The 13,797-nt window shown below is 64.3% G+C and carries 11 protein-coding genes; 8 read left to right on the top strand and 3 right to left on the bottom strand.

The window, feature by feature from the left end:
• Positions 1–50: 50 nt before the first annotated feature.
• From AB3X95_RS14480 to AB3X95_RS14460, 5 genes are all read left to right on the top strand, one after another.
• On the top strand, positions 51–266 hold the full coding sequence (locus tag AB3X95_RS14480; RefSeq protein ID WP_368621660.1) for a hypothetical protein: 216 nt from the start codon (positions 51–53) through the stop codon (positions 264–266).
• A gap of 125 nt (positions 267–391) precedes the next feature.
• A complete protein-coding gene (locus tag AB3X95_RS14475; RefSeq protein WP_176365958.1) occupies positions 392–1,393 on the top strand; it encodes a sugar ABC transporter substrate-binding protein in 1,002 nt (333 codons plus the stop codon).
• A 99-nt stretch (positions 1,394–1,492) separates the two neighbouring features.
• Positions 1,493–2,482, top strand: a complete 990-nt coding sequence (locus AB3X95_RS14470; protein WP_176106521.1) for an ABC transporter permease — start codon at positions 1,493–1,495, stop codon at positions 2,480–2,482.
• A gap of 20 nt (positions 2,483–2,502) precedes the next feature.
• The gene (locus tag AB3X95_RS14465; RefSeq protein WP_217709874.1) at positions 2,503–3,306 is read left to right on the top strand and encodes an ATP-binding cassette domain-containing protein; all 804 of its coding nucleotides are present in this window, start codon (positions 2,503–2,505) and stop codon (positions 3,304–3,306) included.
• Positions 3,307–3,348: 42 nt separating this feature from the next.
• Complete coding sequence (locus AB3X95_RS14460) at positions 3,349–4,593, top strand: ROK family transcriptional regulator (RefSeq protein ID WP_368621659.1); 1,245 nt, start codon at positions 3,349–3,351, stop codon at positions 4,591–4,593.
• 5 nt (positions 4,594–4,598) lie between these two features.
• Here the strand turns inward: AB3X95_RS14460 and AB3X95_RS14455 are convergent, their stop codons facing one another.
• Both AB3X95_RS14455 and AB3X95_RS14450 read right to left on the bottom strand, forming a co-directional pair.
• Positions 4,599–7,703, bottom strand: a complete 3,105-nt coding sequence (locus tag AB3X95_RS14455) for a transglycosylase domain-containing protein (RefSeq protein WP_368621658.1) — start codon at positions 7,701–7,703, stop codon at positions 4,599–4,601.
• A gap of 308 nt (positions 7,704–8,011) precedes the next feature.
• Complete coding sequence (locus AB3X95_RS14450) at positions 8,012–8,965, bottom strand: LysR family transcriptional regulator (protein ID WP_184225102.1); 954 nt, start codon at positions 8,963–8,965, stop codon at positions 8,012–8,014.
• Between the two features lie 159 nt (positions 8,966–9,124).
• Between AB3X95_RS14450 and AB3X95_RS14445 the strand changes: the two genes are divergently transcribed.
• From AB3X95_RS14445 to AB3X95_RS14435, 3 genes are all read left to right on the top strand, one after another.
• Entirely contained in the window at positions 9,125–10,057 is a 933-nt protein-coding gene (locus AB3X95_RS14445) for a dihydrodipicolinate synthase family protein (RefSeq protein ID WP_176120221.1), read from the top strand.
• Between the two features lie 107 nt (positions 10,058–10,164).
• Positions 10,165–11,454, top strand: a complete 1,290-nt coding sequence (locus tag AB3X95_RS14440) for an NAD(P)/FAD-dependent oxidoreductase (RefSeq protein WP_368621657.1) — start codon at positions 10,165–10,167, stop codon at positions 11,452–11,454.
• 105 nt (positions 11,455–11,559) lie between these two features.
• A complete protein-coding gene (locus AB3X95_RS14435) occupies positions 11,560–12,315 on the top strand; it encodes a TetR/AcrR family transcriptional regulator (RefSeq protein ID WP_176120219.1) in 756 nt (251 codons plus the stop codon).
• 112 nt (positions 12,316–12,427) lie between these two features.
• On the opposite strand, the gene AB3X95_RS14430 is transcribed toward AB3X95_RS14435, so the two are convergent.
• Positions 12,428–13,795: an MFS transporter gene (locus AB3X95_RS14430; protein ID WP_176120218.1), complete on the bottom strand. Its 1,368-nt coding sequence runs from the start codon at positions 13,793–13,795 to the stop codon at positions 12,428–12,430.
• Between the last annotated feature and the right edge of the window lie 2 nt (positions 13,796–13,797).

Raw genomic sequence — 13,797 nt, 5'->3', positions numbered from 1 at the left:
CTCGCCTCTGGATTCAGCGAACCCCGAAAATGCGCGTTACGTGCCGCGAAATGTGTTTAAAAGCCATCGCTCAGGCTTCAAATAGCTTTCAGTCGATCCAGGACTTTCCCGAAGCCCAAACGCGCTGCTTCGCACCGCAACACGCCTTCAAAGCCTTGCCACGCAAGGCTTACAGCCTGCACGCGGTGCGCCGCGCGGCAAATTTCCGCTTTCACATTTCCTTGACGATCGGCTGCGCGCCTGCTGTACTAAATCAACCAAAGTGATTTAGGTGATTTCGTTCGGACCACGTCGAATCGAAGCGTCATCGCCGAACGTCGACCCAGCAACTTTGCAGTTTCGATCTATCAGCAGTCTCACACGTCGTTGCCAATAACTGGAGGAGCGTCTCATGAATCTGAATTCCCACAGGCGTCCTGTCGTCAGGACAATCGTGTCGATGTGTGCCGCGGCAGCGGCGCTGTGGTGCGCGAGCGCGAGTCAGGCCGCCGACCAGCCCGTCATCGGCCTGATCACGAAGACCGATACGAACCCGTTCTTCGTCAAGATGCGCCAGGGCGCGGACGCGACCGCGTCGAAAGACGGCGCGAAACTGATCACGGCCGCCGGCAAGTTCGACGGCGACAACGCGAGCCAGGTCACCGCGATCGAAAACATGATGACGGCCGGCGCGAAAGCGATCCTGATCACGCCGAGCGACACCAAGGCGATCGTGCCGAGCATCAAGAAGGCGCGCGCGGCCGGCGTGATGGTCGTCGCGCTCGATACGCCGACCGATCCGCAAGACGCGACCGACGCCCTCTTCGCGACCGACAACTTCAAGGCCGGCGTGCTGATCGGCAAATATGCGAAGGCCGCGCTGAACGGCAAACCCGCGAAGATCGCCACGCTCGATCTCGCACCGGGCGTGTCGGTCGGCGTGCTGCGTCACAACGGCTTCCTCGAAGGCTTCGGTGTCAAGGAAGGCGATGCGTCGATCGTCTGCAGCCAGGACACGCGCGGCGATCAGGCGAAAGGCCAGACCGCGATGGAAAACTGCCTGCAGAAGGCACCCGATATCAACGTGGTCTACACGATCAACGAACCGGCCGCGGCCGGCGCGTATCGCGCGCTGAAGGCAGCGGGCAAGGACAAGGGCGTGATGATCGTGTCGATCGACGGCGGCTGCGAAGGCGTGCGCAATGTGAAGGCCGGCGCGATCGCGGCGACCTCGCAGCAGTATCCGCTGAAGATGGCCTCGCTCGGCGTCAGCGCCGGCGTCGATTACGCGAAGACCGGCAAGAAGGTCTCCGGGTATCAGGACACCGGCGTCACGCTGATCACCGACAAACCGATGTCCGGTGTCGATAGCAAGGACACGAAGTTCGGCCTCGATAACTGCTGGGGCAAGTAACACGCATTGCACAGCGGCCCGTTGCGCGTCGTAAGCGGGCCGCCATCTGATTCGCCGCGTGACCTTCCACGTCACGCTCATGTACCGAGGACTGCCATCATGTCGACCCCTTCCGCGCCCGCCGGCCGCCCGCGCCCGTCTTTCTCCGAGCATCTGCCATCGCTGACCGAAATCGGACCGTTGATCGCGCTGGTGCTGGCCTGTGCATTCTTTATTTCGCAGAGCAGCCGCTTTCTATCGTTCCAGAACCTGTCGCTGATCCTGCAACAGACGATGGTCGTCGCGGTCATCGCGATCGGCCAGACGCTGATCGTGCTGACCGGTGGCATCGATCTGTCCTGCGGCATGGTGATGGCCTTCGGCTCGATCATCATGACCAAGTTCGCGGTCGTGCTCGGCGTGCCACCCATTCTCGCAATCCTATGCGGCATCGGCGCCAGCACATTGTTCGGCTTACTGAACGGTCTGTTGATCACACGCATCAAGCTTCCCGCGTTCATCGTCACGCTGGGTACGCTGAACATCGCGTTTGCGCTCACGCAGATCTACTCGAACGCGGAAAGCGTGTCGAACCTGCCCGACGCGATCATGTTCTTCGGCAGCACGTTCAGGCTCGGACCGGCGGAAGTCACGTACGGCACCGTGCTGACGCTGCTGATGTATCTGGCCACGTGGTTCGTGCTGCGCGACACGGTGCCCGGCAGGCATCTGTACGCGCTCGGCAACAACGCCGAGGCCGCGCGGCTGATGGGCCTGTCGTCGCAGCGGATTCTGCTGATCGTCTACACGCTCGCCGGCGCGATCTATGGCATCGCCGCGCTGCTGTCGGTAGCGCGCACCGGCGTCGGCGACCCGCAGGCCGGGCAAACCGAGAACCTCGACAGCATCACCGCGGTCGTGCTCGGCGGCACGAGTCTGTTCGGCGGACGCGGGTCGATCGTCGGCACCTTGCTCGGAGCGCTGATCGTCGGCGTGTTCCGTAACGGCCTGACGCTGATCGGTGTGTCCTCGGTGTACCAGGTCTTGATCACCGGCATCCTCGTGATTCTCGCGGTCGCCGCCGATAAACTCTCGCACCGCGGCCGTTGATCCCGCACAGGAGCCTTGTCATGCTGACCTCCACCTCCCCTTCCACGTCCGCCGCGATGCCGGTTCTGCAAGCACGCGGGCTCGTCAAACGTTATGGCAACGTGACCGCGCTCGACGGTTGCGATTTTGAAGTGCTGCCCGGCGAGATCCTCGCGGTGATCGGCGACAACGGCGCCGGCAAATCGTCGCTGATCAAGGCGCTTTCCGGTGCGACGGTGCCCGACGAAGGCGAGATTCTGCTCGACGGCAAACCAGTCAAGTTCCGCAGTCCGCTCGACGCGCGCGCGCAAGGCATCGAGACCGTGTACCAGGAACTCGCGGTCGCGCCGGCGATGAGCATCGCCGAAAACCTGTTTCTCGCCCGCGAATTGCTGAAGCCAGGCTGGCGCGGCTCGCTGTTCAAGATGATCGACAAGCGCCGCATGCTCGACGAAGCGACCGCGGCCATGAAAGACTTGCAGATCGGCATCCGCTCGATGCGCCAGGCGGTCGAAACGCTGTCCGGCGGTCAGCGCCAGGGCGTCGCGGTGGCACGCAGCGCGGCGTTCGCGCGCCACGTCGTGATTCTGGACGAGCCCACCGCCGCGCTCGGCGTGAAGGAAGGCAACATGGTGCTCGAACTGATCCGGCGCGTGCGCGATCGTGGTTTGCCGGTGATCCTGATCAGCCACAACATGCCGCACGTGTTCGAGATCGCCGACCGCATCCATATTCAGCGGCTCGGCCGGCGCGCGGCGCTCGTCAATACGAAGGACGTGCACATGTCGGAAGCGGTCGCGATCATGACCGGCGCGAAGAAAGCCGACGTGAAGGCAATCGCGTGACGCGCCGCTCAACCCGCTGAGCCACGAGGCCGATACACGACGATGGACACCTCCAGCACCAGCCCGCGTTCGCCGGTCAAGCGCACAGTCGGCTCGAACCAGGTCGGCATGCGGCAATTCAACGAGCGGATCGTGCTGCAAACGATCCGCTTGCATGGACCCTTGCCGAAGGCCGAGGTCGGCCGCCTCACGCGTCTTTCGATGCAGACGGTGTCGATGATCGTCGATCGGCTGATCGCCGACGGCCTGCTCGAAAAACAGGCGCGCGTGCGCGGCAAGATCGGCCAGCCGTCGGTGCCGATCGCGTTGCGCGCGGACGGCGCGTACACGATCGGCATCAAGGTCGGACGCCGCAGTCTCGATGTGCTCGCGATGGACTTCGCCGGGCGCATCGTGTGCCGCGACGTGTTCGAGTATGCGTATCCCGACCCGCGAACGCTGTTCCCCGCGCTCGAAAGCAAACTCGCGCGCGTGAACCAGACGCTCGGTGCGAAGGCCGGCAAAGTGGTTGGCGTCGGCGTCGCGGCGCCGTTGTGGCTCGGCGGCTGGCGCGACTTTCTCGGCGCGCCGCCCGGCGCGCTCGAAGCCTGGAACGACATCGATCTGCGCGCGCGCATCGCGACGATAACCGGCCTGCCCGTCGAGTTCGCCAAAGACACCACGGCCGCGTGCGCGGCCGAACTCGTGATGGGCCAGGGCCGCGGCATCCACAACTTCCTGTATCTGTTCGTCGGCACGTTCATCGGCGGCGGACTCGTGATCGACGGCCGTCTGCATGGCGGTCCGCACGACAACGCCGGCGCGGTCGGTTCGATCCCGCTGCGCGAAGGCAGCGCACGCAAACCCGCGCGGCAGTTGCTGCACGCGGCATCGGGCTTCGTGCTCGAACAACTGTTCAGCGATGCGGGCGCGCCGGCCGCCGCGGCGCACGATCATCGCGCACTGTTGCCCGAGTTGTGGCGGCATACCGAGCAATGGCTCGATAGCGCGTGCCCGGCGATCGCAAACGCGCTGACCAACGCGGCCGCGCTGCTCGATCTCGAAGCCGTCGTGATCGACGGCGAGTTCGACCGGCTATTGCTGCGCGAGATCATTCGCCGCACCGAGCGCGTGCTCGATCGTTTCGAATGGGAAGGGATGGTGCGGCCGCAATTGCTGGAAGGCGCGATCGGCGCCGACGCCCGCGCGATGGGCGGTGCGATTCTGCCGCTCTATGGGCATTTCGCACCGGTCCATGAGCTGTTTCTGAAGCCGGCGGCGTCGGAGGCGGGTTTTGACGAGCGCTAAGCGGTTCAGTGCGCGGCAACTTTCGTCGCTGCTTGCGCCGGCACCGTCGTCACGGTTTTCTGAACCGGCTTATCGAGCAACGGCTGCAACGCCGGAGCCATCGACTTCAGCAACTGCACCGCCAGCGCACTCGTGAAGTCGTAACGCGCGGCGTAGGGCTCGTGCACCCACGCTGTCAGCGTGCCATAGAAGCGGTCGCCGAGCGCGAACACGAAGGTCGCGCTGCGATTCACCTTGCGCGACTCGATCAAGCGCGCGCCCTTCGCATACACGTTCAAGCGCTGATCGCCGGTGCCGGTCTTGCCATAGACTTCGAGCGTTTCGCCGTTCGGGAACGTCATACCTTGCGCGAGGCGCCTCGCGGTACCCCCCGTCACGACATCACGCAGCAGCATCCGTACCTCGCTCGCGATCTCCGGCGACACCTGCTGCTGCGGCGCGATCACCGCGCGCCTGAAATGCGTTTCGTACGGCGTATCCTTCGCGAAGTCGATTTGCGTCAGCGTTTCGGTCGGCACCTTGTTGCCGCCGTTCGCGATCACGCCGATCAGTTGCGCGAGCGCCGCCGGACGATCGCCCGACGCGCCGATCGCCGCAGCATACGACGGCGTCAGCGACGCAAACGGATAGCCGAGCGCCTGCCACGATTTGCCGATCGCGTCGAACGCGCGCAGTTCGACCATGCGCTTGATGCGGCGATCCTGAGTCGCGTGATAGCGCGTCTTGAAGAGCCACGAGTAGGTGGACAGTCGCACGTCCTGGCTTGCGGTTTCGATCTGCGCGAGCGTCGCATCGGGATGCTTGCGCAGATAATTCAGCGTCCACAGTTCGAGCGGATGCACGCTGGAGATATAGCCGCGGTCGTTCAGATTGAAACGGTTGATGCCGTACTTGTCGTACAGATTCGCGAGGTCTTCGTCGTCGAGCATCGAAGCCGACGGGGTGTTCTTCAGCGCCGCGTACATCATCTTGTTGAACCAGGCGTTCGATTGATCCGGCGCGACGCTGCGCAGAGCGGTTGCCACTTTCGGCGGCGATTTGCGTACGCCGAGAAGCAAGAGCGTGATCTGCTGATCGGGCGTCTTGCCGTGATACTTCGTGTAGAAACGCTTCATATACACGCGGCTTTCCTGATCGGCGAAACGCGTCAAATACATCTTGCGGGTCGCTGTATCGCCGAGCCATTCCGACGACGGCCCGGTGGTCTGCACCATTTCATAGTGCACGATATCGCGCATCAGCCGCACGAACACGAGGTTCACCGAATGCTGGAACGCACGATGCACGGTCAGGATGCGGCTGTTGTCGTCGGACTCGAAGTTCGTGAAGGTCTGCGCGCCGCCGCCCGTAAAGAACGTTTCGCCGGGGCTCGCCGAGTATTTACGCTCGACGGCGGCGTCGAGCATCGGCTGCAGCGAGTGATCGCGCGTGTGCAGCAGATAGTCGATCGCCCAGTGCGTCAGCCGATCGTTCGGATCGGGCGTGACTGCTTTCAGCTCGGCATTGCTCAGCGAGGCGTAACGGGCGTGCAGGTCGGTGACGATCTGCAGATACGTGATGACGGTGCGCAGTTTCGCGGTCGAACCCAGGTTCAGGCGCGCGCCCGAATTGATGTCGAACGGCTGGTTCACGCTATCGGTCTGCACGCGCACGAGGTTCGCGTCGCCGTGCCGTTCGAAAAGCGTGAAGCTGTAGGCGATATGCGTCGGATCGTCGGACCCGCGCAGCATTTCGTAGCCGACGAGCCCCGCGGCCTTCGCGCCGTCTTTGGTCGCGGCGGCGGCGAGGCGCTCGGCGACGGCCTGTTGCACGTCATTGTTCAGCGTGCCCGTCGCCTGCACGTCGAGGCGGTCCAGTTCATAGAAGCTGCGCACGCCGAGCGCGGCGAGCAGATGCGAGCGCATCGACGTCACGGCCTTGCGCGACACGAACGAACCGAGATCCGGCGTGCTGCGCGGCGCGCGGTGCAGTTCGACATGCGCCGCCAACGCCGCGTCGCGCAACTGCGCGGTGATCACGCCGCCACTCGCGAGCAGCCGCAGATAGCTGTCGGTCAGCCGTTCGAGCTCCGGATAGCCGCGCTGCAGGAAAAACGACGGCGCGCGCTGCGCGATCATCAGCGACAGCACTTCCCGAAACGCCAGGCCCTGGTCGGGCAGATTCGCGTCGGTCGACGGCGCCTTCAGCAGACGGTTGGTCTCCCGGAAATCGCGCCCGTACCAGGCGGCGAGACCATCGCCGATCCCGTTGATTTCGCCGACGCCGGGCTGCGCGGCGAGCGGCACCGAGTTCAAATAGTGCACGACGATCTGTTCGCGCGCGGGCAGCGTTTGCGGTCCGTTCAGATAAGCGCGCACCGACGCAGACGCGATTTGCCGCAGCTTTTCCGGCGGCGTCGCGGTGCGGCCGCCCGCCGAGTGACGGAATTTCTCGATCTGCGTCGCGAGCGTGCTGCCGCCCGGCGTCTGCTGATGACGATTGAAAACGCGCGCGCCCTGGTCGACGAGCGCGCGGCTGAAGCGCCCCCAGTCGATCGCTGGATTGCGGTTCGGCTGACCCGGATCGAGCAGATAGCGGTCTTCGATGAACAGCAGCGAGTTCACGACGAGCGGCGGAATCGCGTCGAAGCTGTCGTACACGCGGCCCGGAAACTGAGCGCTGTATAGCGGCACGCCAGTGCCGTCGAACAATTGCAGGCCTGCCGTGTCTTTTTCGTCGTAAGGCAGGAACAGGCCGTCATCGGCCAGCGACAGCATGCGTTCTGAATCGCGCGCCTGCGAGCTGATTTCGAAGCCATGCTGCAACAGGCGCTGCTGAATGGCAGGCAACAGCGCGTAGCCGAGGCGCGCGTCGTACGGGCCCTTGTCGGCTTGCGGAAAGCGGATGGAATGACTGGGACCATCGGCGACCGAGAAACCGACGTCGCGGGTCAGCTCGGAAAGGTAGCGCGCCTGCAGCCGCGAGGTCTCAATCTCGATCTGCGCGAGCCGCGCAATCAGCGCCATCGCGAGCAGGAAAAACGCGGCCAGGCCCCATTTGAGCCAACGCCAACTCCGCACGGTCACGGTGCTGGTCGCGCGAAGCGGAAACCGAAGCGGTGGCCGATTCATGGCTGCTCTCCCCGAGCGATGGCCAGGATGTCCAGCCTGGCTCAGTTCATATAAACCAGTGTAGCTCGGAACGAGAAACCGTCATCGGCTCAGATTGACGCGACAGTGTCGCGGCTACAACACCCGCTGGCGTCGAATGACAAAACGCGAACCGGCATGAGATATTGAAGGTCTTTTCACCCGAATACCAAACCGCCTTTTCGGGCGGTTTTGCCGTCTCTGGCGGCCCTTGCCGAAATAAAGTCGCTTTTTGGCTGGCATTCTTACCGGCAACCGGGCGAACGGCCGAGCAGCCGGTGGCGCTGCGGCTAAGCTCGTGTTTTCGTCTGCGTCGGTTGTGTCTGCGCGCGCAATAGCGCGATGAACCGCTCCGCCGGCGGCGACAGCACGCCGCCCTTGCGCGTGACGATGCCGAATGTCTGCGATGGCGATTTGAGCCTGACCGGCACGACGCGCAGCATCTTGTGCCGCACGAACGGCCCGGCAATCGCGCTCGGCAGCAGCGAAACGAGTTCGGCGCTGCTTTGCAGCAGCGCGACTGTCACGAAAGTGGAAGCCGTCGAAATCGGATTGTCGGGCATGTCGAGGCCGGCGAGATCCAACTCGCGTTCGAGCAGCGCATGCAGCGGCATATGTGACGGATACATGACCCAGCGATGCCCGCCGAGCTCGCTCAACGTCATCTCGCGACGCGGCAACGGCGCATGCTGATACCCGACCACCACCGCCAACGGCTCGTCGCCGAGCGGACGATACTGATACTTCGACGGATCGGCCGCGACCGCCGCGCGGCCGACCACCAGATCGAGCCGGCCGTCGTCGAGCTGCGCGAGCATCCGCGCGCTGGTGTCTTCGACCACCTCGATCGACAGACCCGGTTGCGCCGCATGCAACTGGTTCAGCGCGGGCACCACGCAGTCGGGAATCGCGCCCATGATCGCGCCGAGCGCGAGCCGCCCGCCACGCCCCGAACGTATTTCCGCGACGTCCTGACACAGCGCGGTGAGGTCCGACGTCACGACGCGCGCATAGCGGATCACGCAATGGCCGAGCTGGTTCGGGATCATGCCGCTTTTCGAGCGCTCGAAAAGCGGCGCGTCGAGCATCGATTCGAGCTCCTGCAGCGCCTTGCTCGCCGCCGATTGCGTCATCGACATCACGCCGGCCGCTTTGTGCAGCGATTTGTGATCGTCGAGCGCGATCAGCAGATGCAGCTGCTTCATGCGCAGCTTCGACAGCAGGACGTTGAGCGTGTCTTTCATTGTGCGGGTGAGTCGCAAAAGCGATCACGATATGGAAACAATTCAATATACCTGCGAGGCCCGGCGCCGTATAGTCGGCGCAGGAGACATTCATCCAGTTGCGCCGCTCGTTCGCGGGCTCGAGCGCAATCCTTCCATCCCAGCACGGACCACATCGCCATGAGCCAAGCGTCACACTCCCCTGCCCTGCGCGGCGTCTTCCCCGTCGTGCCGACGATCTTCGACGACGCCGGCCGCCTCGATCTCGAAGGCCAGAAGCGCTGCCTCGATTTCATGATCGATGCCGGCTCGAACGGCCTGTGCATTCTCGCGAACTTCTCCGAGCAGTTCGCGCTGTCCGACGACGAGCGCAGCACATTGATGCATGTCGCGCTCGAACACGTCGCGGGCCGCGTGCCGGTGATCGTCACTACCACGCACTTCAGCTCGTACCAGTGCGCAGAGCGCAGCCGCGCCGCGCAGGCCGCGGGCGCCGCGATGGTGATGGTGATGCCGCCGTATCACGGCGCGACGATCCGCATCGGCGAACGCGGCATCTACGAGTTCTATCGCACGGTGTCCGATGCGATCCAGATTCCGATCATGATCCAGGATGCGCCGGTCAGCGGCACGCCGTTGTCCGCGCCGTTCCTCGCCCGCATGGCGCGCGAGATCGACAACGTGTCGTACTTCAAGATCGAAACGCCGCAGGCCGCCAACAAGCTGCGCGAGCTGATCGAACTGGGCGGCGACGCGATCGTCGGTCCGTGGGACGGCGAGGAAGCGATCACGCTGATGGCCGATCTCGATGCTGGCGCGACCGGCTCGATGACGGGCGGCGGTTATGCCGATGGCATCCGCCTGATCATCGATGCGTATGCGGCCGGCGATACCGAGGCCGCCGCCGCGCACTATCAGCAGTGGCTGCCGCTGATCAACTACGAGAACCGCCAGGGCGGCCTCGCATCGTGCAAGGCGCTGATGAAGGAAGGCGGCGTGATCGCTTCGGACGCGGTGCGTCATCCGCTGCCGCAGATGCATCCGGCGACGCGCGAAGGGCTGTTGAAGATCGCGCGCCGGCTCGATCCGCTGGTGTTGCGCTGGGGTCGATAACACACGTTTAAATGCAGCGGGGCGCCCGCCGACGTGCGGGCTTCCGCGGGCTGGACGCCGACACGCGATTGCCGCTAACCTAGGGCGTGTCCACGAGCTCGCGCCCCATGCAAAGTTTCTACGAAGCCACCGTCACCCGCTCCTCGGCCTATGCGCCGCTCAACGGTCGACGCAGCGCGCACGTCTGCATCATCGGCGGCGGGCTCGCGGGACTCTCCACCGCGTTGGGACTCGCCGAGCGCGGCGTCGAAGACGTCGTCGTGCTCGAGGCGCAGCAGGTTGGCTTCGGCGCATCGGGACGCAACGGCGGCTTCGTGTTCGGCGGCTATAGCCTCGATTGCGCCGACCTGCTGAAGACGCTCGGCCCGACACGCGCGCGTGAACTCTATGCGCTGACCACCGACGCGGTCGAGCTGATGCGCAAACGCATTACGCGCTATCGGATCGATTGCGACGCAACCGATGCCGGGGTGATCCTCGCGAACTGGTTCGACGAACCGGCACGTCTCGAAGCGCAACGGCGTCTGATGCGCGATTCGTTCGGCGTCGACTGGGAACCCATCGCTGCCGACGAACTCGCCGCGCAACTGAAAACGAACCGCTATCACGGCGGACTGTTCGAGCGCAACGCGTTCCATTTTCATCCGCTCAAGTACGTCGTCGGCGTCGCCGCGGCGGCCGCGCAAGCGGGCGTGACGATCCACGAGCGCTCGGCTGTCGTCGGCTTGCGGCGCGACGGCGCGGGCTTCGTCGTAGAAACACCGCAAGGCGCGCTCGACGCGCGTCATGTCGTGATGGCGGGCGGCGGCTATGCGCGCAACGTGTACGCGCGCGTCGAGCGCGCGGTGCTGCCCATCGCCACCTATGTGATGGCGACCGAGCCGCTCGGCGAACGCTTGCACGACGCGATCGCGACGCGCGCCGCGGTCTACGACACCCGCTTCGCATTCGACTACTACCGGCCGCTGCCCGACACCCGCATCCTGTGGGGCGGCCGCATCTCGGTGCGCGATCGCGAGCCCGAGGCGATCGTGCGTCTGTTGCGGCAGGACCTGCTGAAGGTCTATCCGCAGCTGCGCGACGTACGCATCGGGCATGCGTGGGGCGGGCTGATGAGCTACGCGCGGCACAAGATGCCGCAGATCGGCCAAAGCACGGACGGCGTCTGGTACGCGGTCGGTTTCGGCGGACACGGCATGGCGCCGACCACGGTGTCAGGTGAACTGCTGGCCGCGGCGATCTGCGGTGAACGGCCGGTACCCGATGCATTCGCGAGCTTCGGCCTCACGCGCACATACGGCGCGCTCGGTCTCGCGGCCGCCCAGCTCACGTACACCGCGATGCAAACACGCGACGCCCTCGCCGCGCGCCGCCGGCCCGCGCGACCGGTCGCGTAAGCGCCACCCAGGCCCCTCCGAAATACCTGCACCGATGCCCGAGACCCGCGCCAGAGGCCCATTTCGCCATGCTAGAATGCGCCGTCACTGCCGCTCGAAACCACAATGAAAAAGGGAAGCAAGGCCGCCGAGCCTGATACCAACGGCATCGTGTCCGGCGCACCGCACGCCGACGCGCGACGTACCGACACCAAGCGAGCCGACGCCCGGCGTGTCGAAGCCCGGCGTGCGGACGCCCCACGCAAATACGATCCCGAGCAGACGAAGCGCAACATCCTCGACGTCGCGACCCAGGAGTTCTCCGCGATGGGACTGACGGGCGCACGCGTCGACGCGATCGCGGAACGCACGAACACCACCAAGCGCATGCTGTACTACTACTTCGGCAGCAAGGAAGGGTTGTACCAGGCGGTGCTCGAAAAGGTGTATGGAGACATTCGCGCGCTCGAACAGGATCTGCACATCAGCGAACTCGATCCGGTCGAGGGCATGCGCGCGCTGGTCGAATTCACGTTCGACTACCACGACCGGCAGCGCGACTTCGTGCGCCTCGTGACCATCGAAAACATTCACGGCGCGAAGTACGTCGAGCAGGTCAAGACGTTCAAAGGACGCAACGTCACTGTGATTCACACGATCGAGGATCTGCTCGCGCGCGGCATCGCGTCCGGCCAGTTCCGCAGCGACATCGATCCGATCGATCTGCATCTGATGATCAGTTCGCTGTGCTTTCATCGCGTGGGCAACCGGCATACGTTCGGCACCGCGTTCGGGCGCGATCCGTCGCATCCTCGATTGCGCGCGAGGCATCGGGCGATGATCGTCGATGCGATCTTGCGGTTCGTGAAGAAGGACGATTGAGGCCGCTTGCGTAGCGACCGGCTGAAAATGAAAAACGGGATGTGGCTTTCACCACATCCCGTTTTTTTCGCTTCGACACCCGTCACCTGAAGCGACGTCTCAACAGGAAGCCTCAATCCGCCAGCACGATCCGCTTGATATCGCCGACGATGAAGATATACGACAGCGCGCCGATCAACGCGATGACACCGATGAACACCAGCGCACCGACGAACGAACCGGTCGCCGCGACGATCAGGCCCACCACCAGCGGGGTCACGATACCCGCCAGATTCGCGGCGAAGTTGAAGATGCCGCCGGTCACGCCAAGCAGGCCCTCGGGCGCGATATCCGACACCAGCGTCCAGCCGAGCGCGGCCATACCTTGCGCAAAGAATGCCACCGACAGAATCGCGATCACGACCACGTTGCTCTCGACATAGTTGGCGAGAATGATCGTCGACGCGAGCAGCAGACCGGCGATGATCGGCAGTTTGCGCGCGACGTTCGGGGACTTGCCACGACGCAGCAGCCAGTCGGAGAACACGCCGCCGAACATCACGCCGATCGACGCGGCAATGAACGGCATGATCGCGAAGAAGCCGATCTTCAGCCACGCCATGTGACGCTCGGTGGCGAGATACGTCGGGAACCACGTAAGGAAAAATACCAGCGTCGAATTGCCCGCGAACTGGCCGAGGCAGATGCCGGTCAGCTGACGATGCTTGAGCAGTTGGCCGATCGTGCGCCATTGAAAGCCGCTCGTCTTCGATGCCGCCGTATCGGCCGCACCCGCGACGTCCTTGTGGCGTTGCGTGAGACCGCCGCCCGCCTCGATATAGTCGAGCTCTTCCTGATTCGCCGACGGATGATCGCGCGGCTCGCGATACATCAGCCACCACACCACGCCAAACGCGATACCGACGCCGCCGACCACGAGAAACAGCGAGCGCCACCCAAACGCGCCCATCAGCATGAACAGGAACGGGCTGAAAAACGCGAGGCCGATATATTCGCCGACCGTGTAGGTGCCGGTCGCCATCGCGCGTTCGCTTTGGGGAAACCACGTGGCGACCACGCGGCTATTGGTCGGGAAGCACGGTGCTTCCGAAACGCCAAGGCCGAGACGGAACGCGAACAGGCCGGCGATGCCACCCACGAGCCCCTGCGCGAGCGTGCACAGGGACCAGAACGTCATCGACAGGAAGTACGTGAGCTTGCTGCCGAAGCGGTCGAGAAACAGGCCGCCCGGAATCTGCGAAGCCACGTAGCTCCATGAAAACACGGAGAACAGCAGGCCCATCAGCGCGGCGTTGATGCCAAGCTCCTTCGTCAACTGCGGCGCGGCGATGCCCAGAATGGTGCGGTCGAGATAGTTGATCATCGTGCCGACTGCGAGCAGTCCGAGGATCTGATAACGGGCTTTCGAACGGCGCGCGGGGCTGGCCGACTTGCTCTGCGCGGGCGAGCCCGCGGAACTGGATTGGAACGATTGCGTCATGT

The organism is Paraburkholderia sp. BR13444 (assembly GCF_040948755.1).
Classification (GTDB): Bacteria; Pseudomonadota; Gammaproteobacteria; order Burkholderiales; family Burkholderiaceae; genus Paraburkholderia; species Paraburkholderia youngii.
Note: the sequence above shows the minus strand (reverse complement) of the source record. Positions and strands in the feature narration are given on the sequence as shown.

Bases quoted from the DNA above. Each gene is read 5' to 3' on its own strand.
- AB3X95_RS14480 (WP_368621660.1), top strand. From the start codon at position 51: ATGTGTTTAAAAGCCATCGCTCAGGCTTCAAATAGCTTTCAGTCGATC.
- AB3X95_RS14475 (WP_176365958.1), top strand. From the start codon at position 392: ATGAATCTGAATTCCCACAGGCGTCCTGTCGTCAGGACAATCGTGTCG.
- AB3X95_RS14470 (WP_176106521.1), top strand. From the start codon at position 1,493: ATGTCGACCCCTTCCGCGCCCGCCGGCCGCCCGCGCCCGTCTTTCTCC.
- AB3X95_RS14465 (WP_217709874.1), top strand. From the start codon at position 2,503: ATGCTGACCTCCACCTCCCCTTCCACGTCCGCCGCGATGCCGGTTCTG.
- AB3X95_RS14460 (WP_368621659.1), top strand. From the start codon at position 3,349: ATGGACACCTCCAGCACCAGCCCGCGTTCGCCGGTCAAGCGCACAGTC.
- AB3X95_RS14455 (WP_368621658.1), bottom strand. From the start codon at position 7,703: ATGAATCGGCCACCGCTTCGGTTTCCGCTTCGCGCGACCAGCACCGTG.
- AB3X95_RS14450 (WP_184225102.1), bottom strand. From the start codon at position 8,965: ATGAAAGACACGCTCAACGTCCTGCTGTCGAAGCTGCGCATGAAGCAG.
- AB3X95_RS14445 (WP_176120221.1), top strand. From the start codon at position 9,125: ATGAGCCAAGCGTCACACTCCCCTGCCCTGCGCGGCGTCTTCCCCGTC.
- AB3X95_RS14440 (WP_368621657.1), top strand. From the start codon at position 10,165: ATGCAAAGTTTCTACGAAGCCACCGTCACCCGCTCCTCGGCCTATGCG.
- AB3X95_RS14435 (WP_176120219.1), top strand. From the start codon at position 11,560: ATGAAAAAGGGAAGCAAGGCCGCCGAGCCTGATACCAACGGCATCGTG.
- AB3X95_RS14430 (WP_176120218.1), bottom strand. From the start codon at position 13,795: ATGACGCAATCGTTCCAATCCAGTTCCGCGGGCTCGCCCGCGCAGAGC.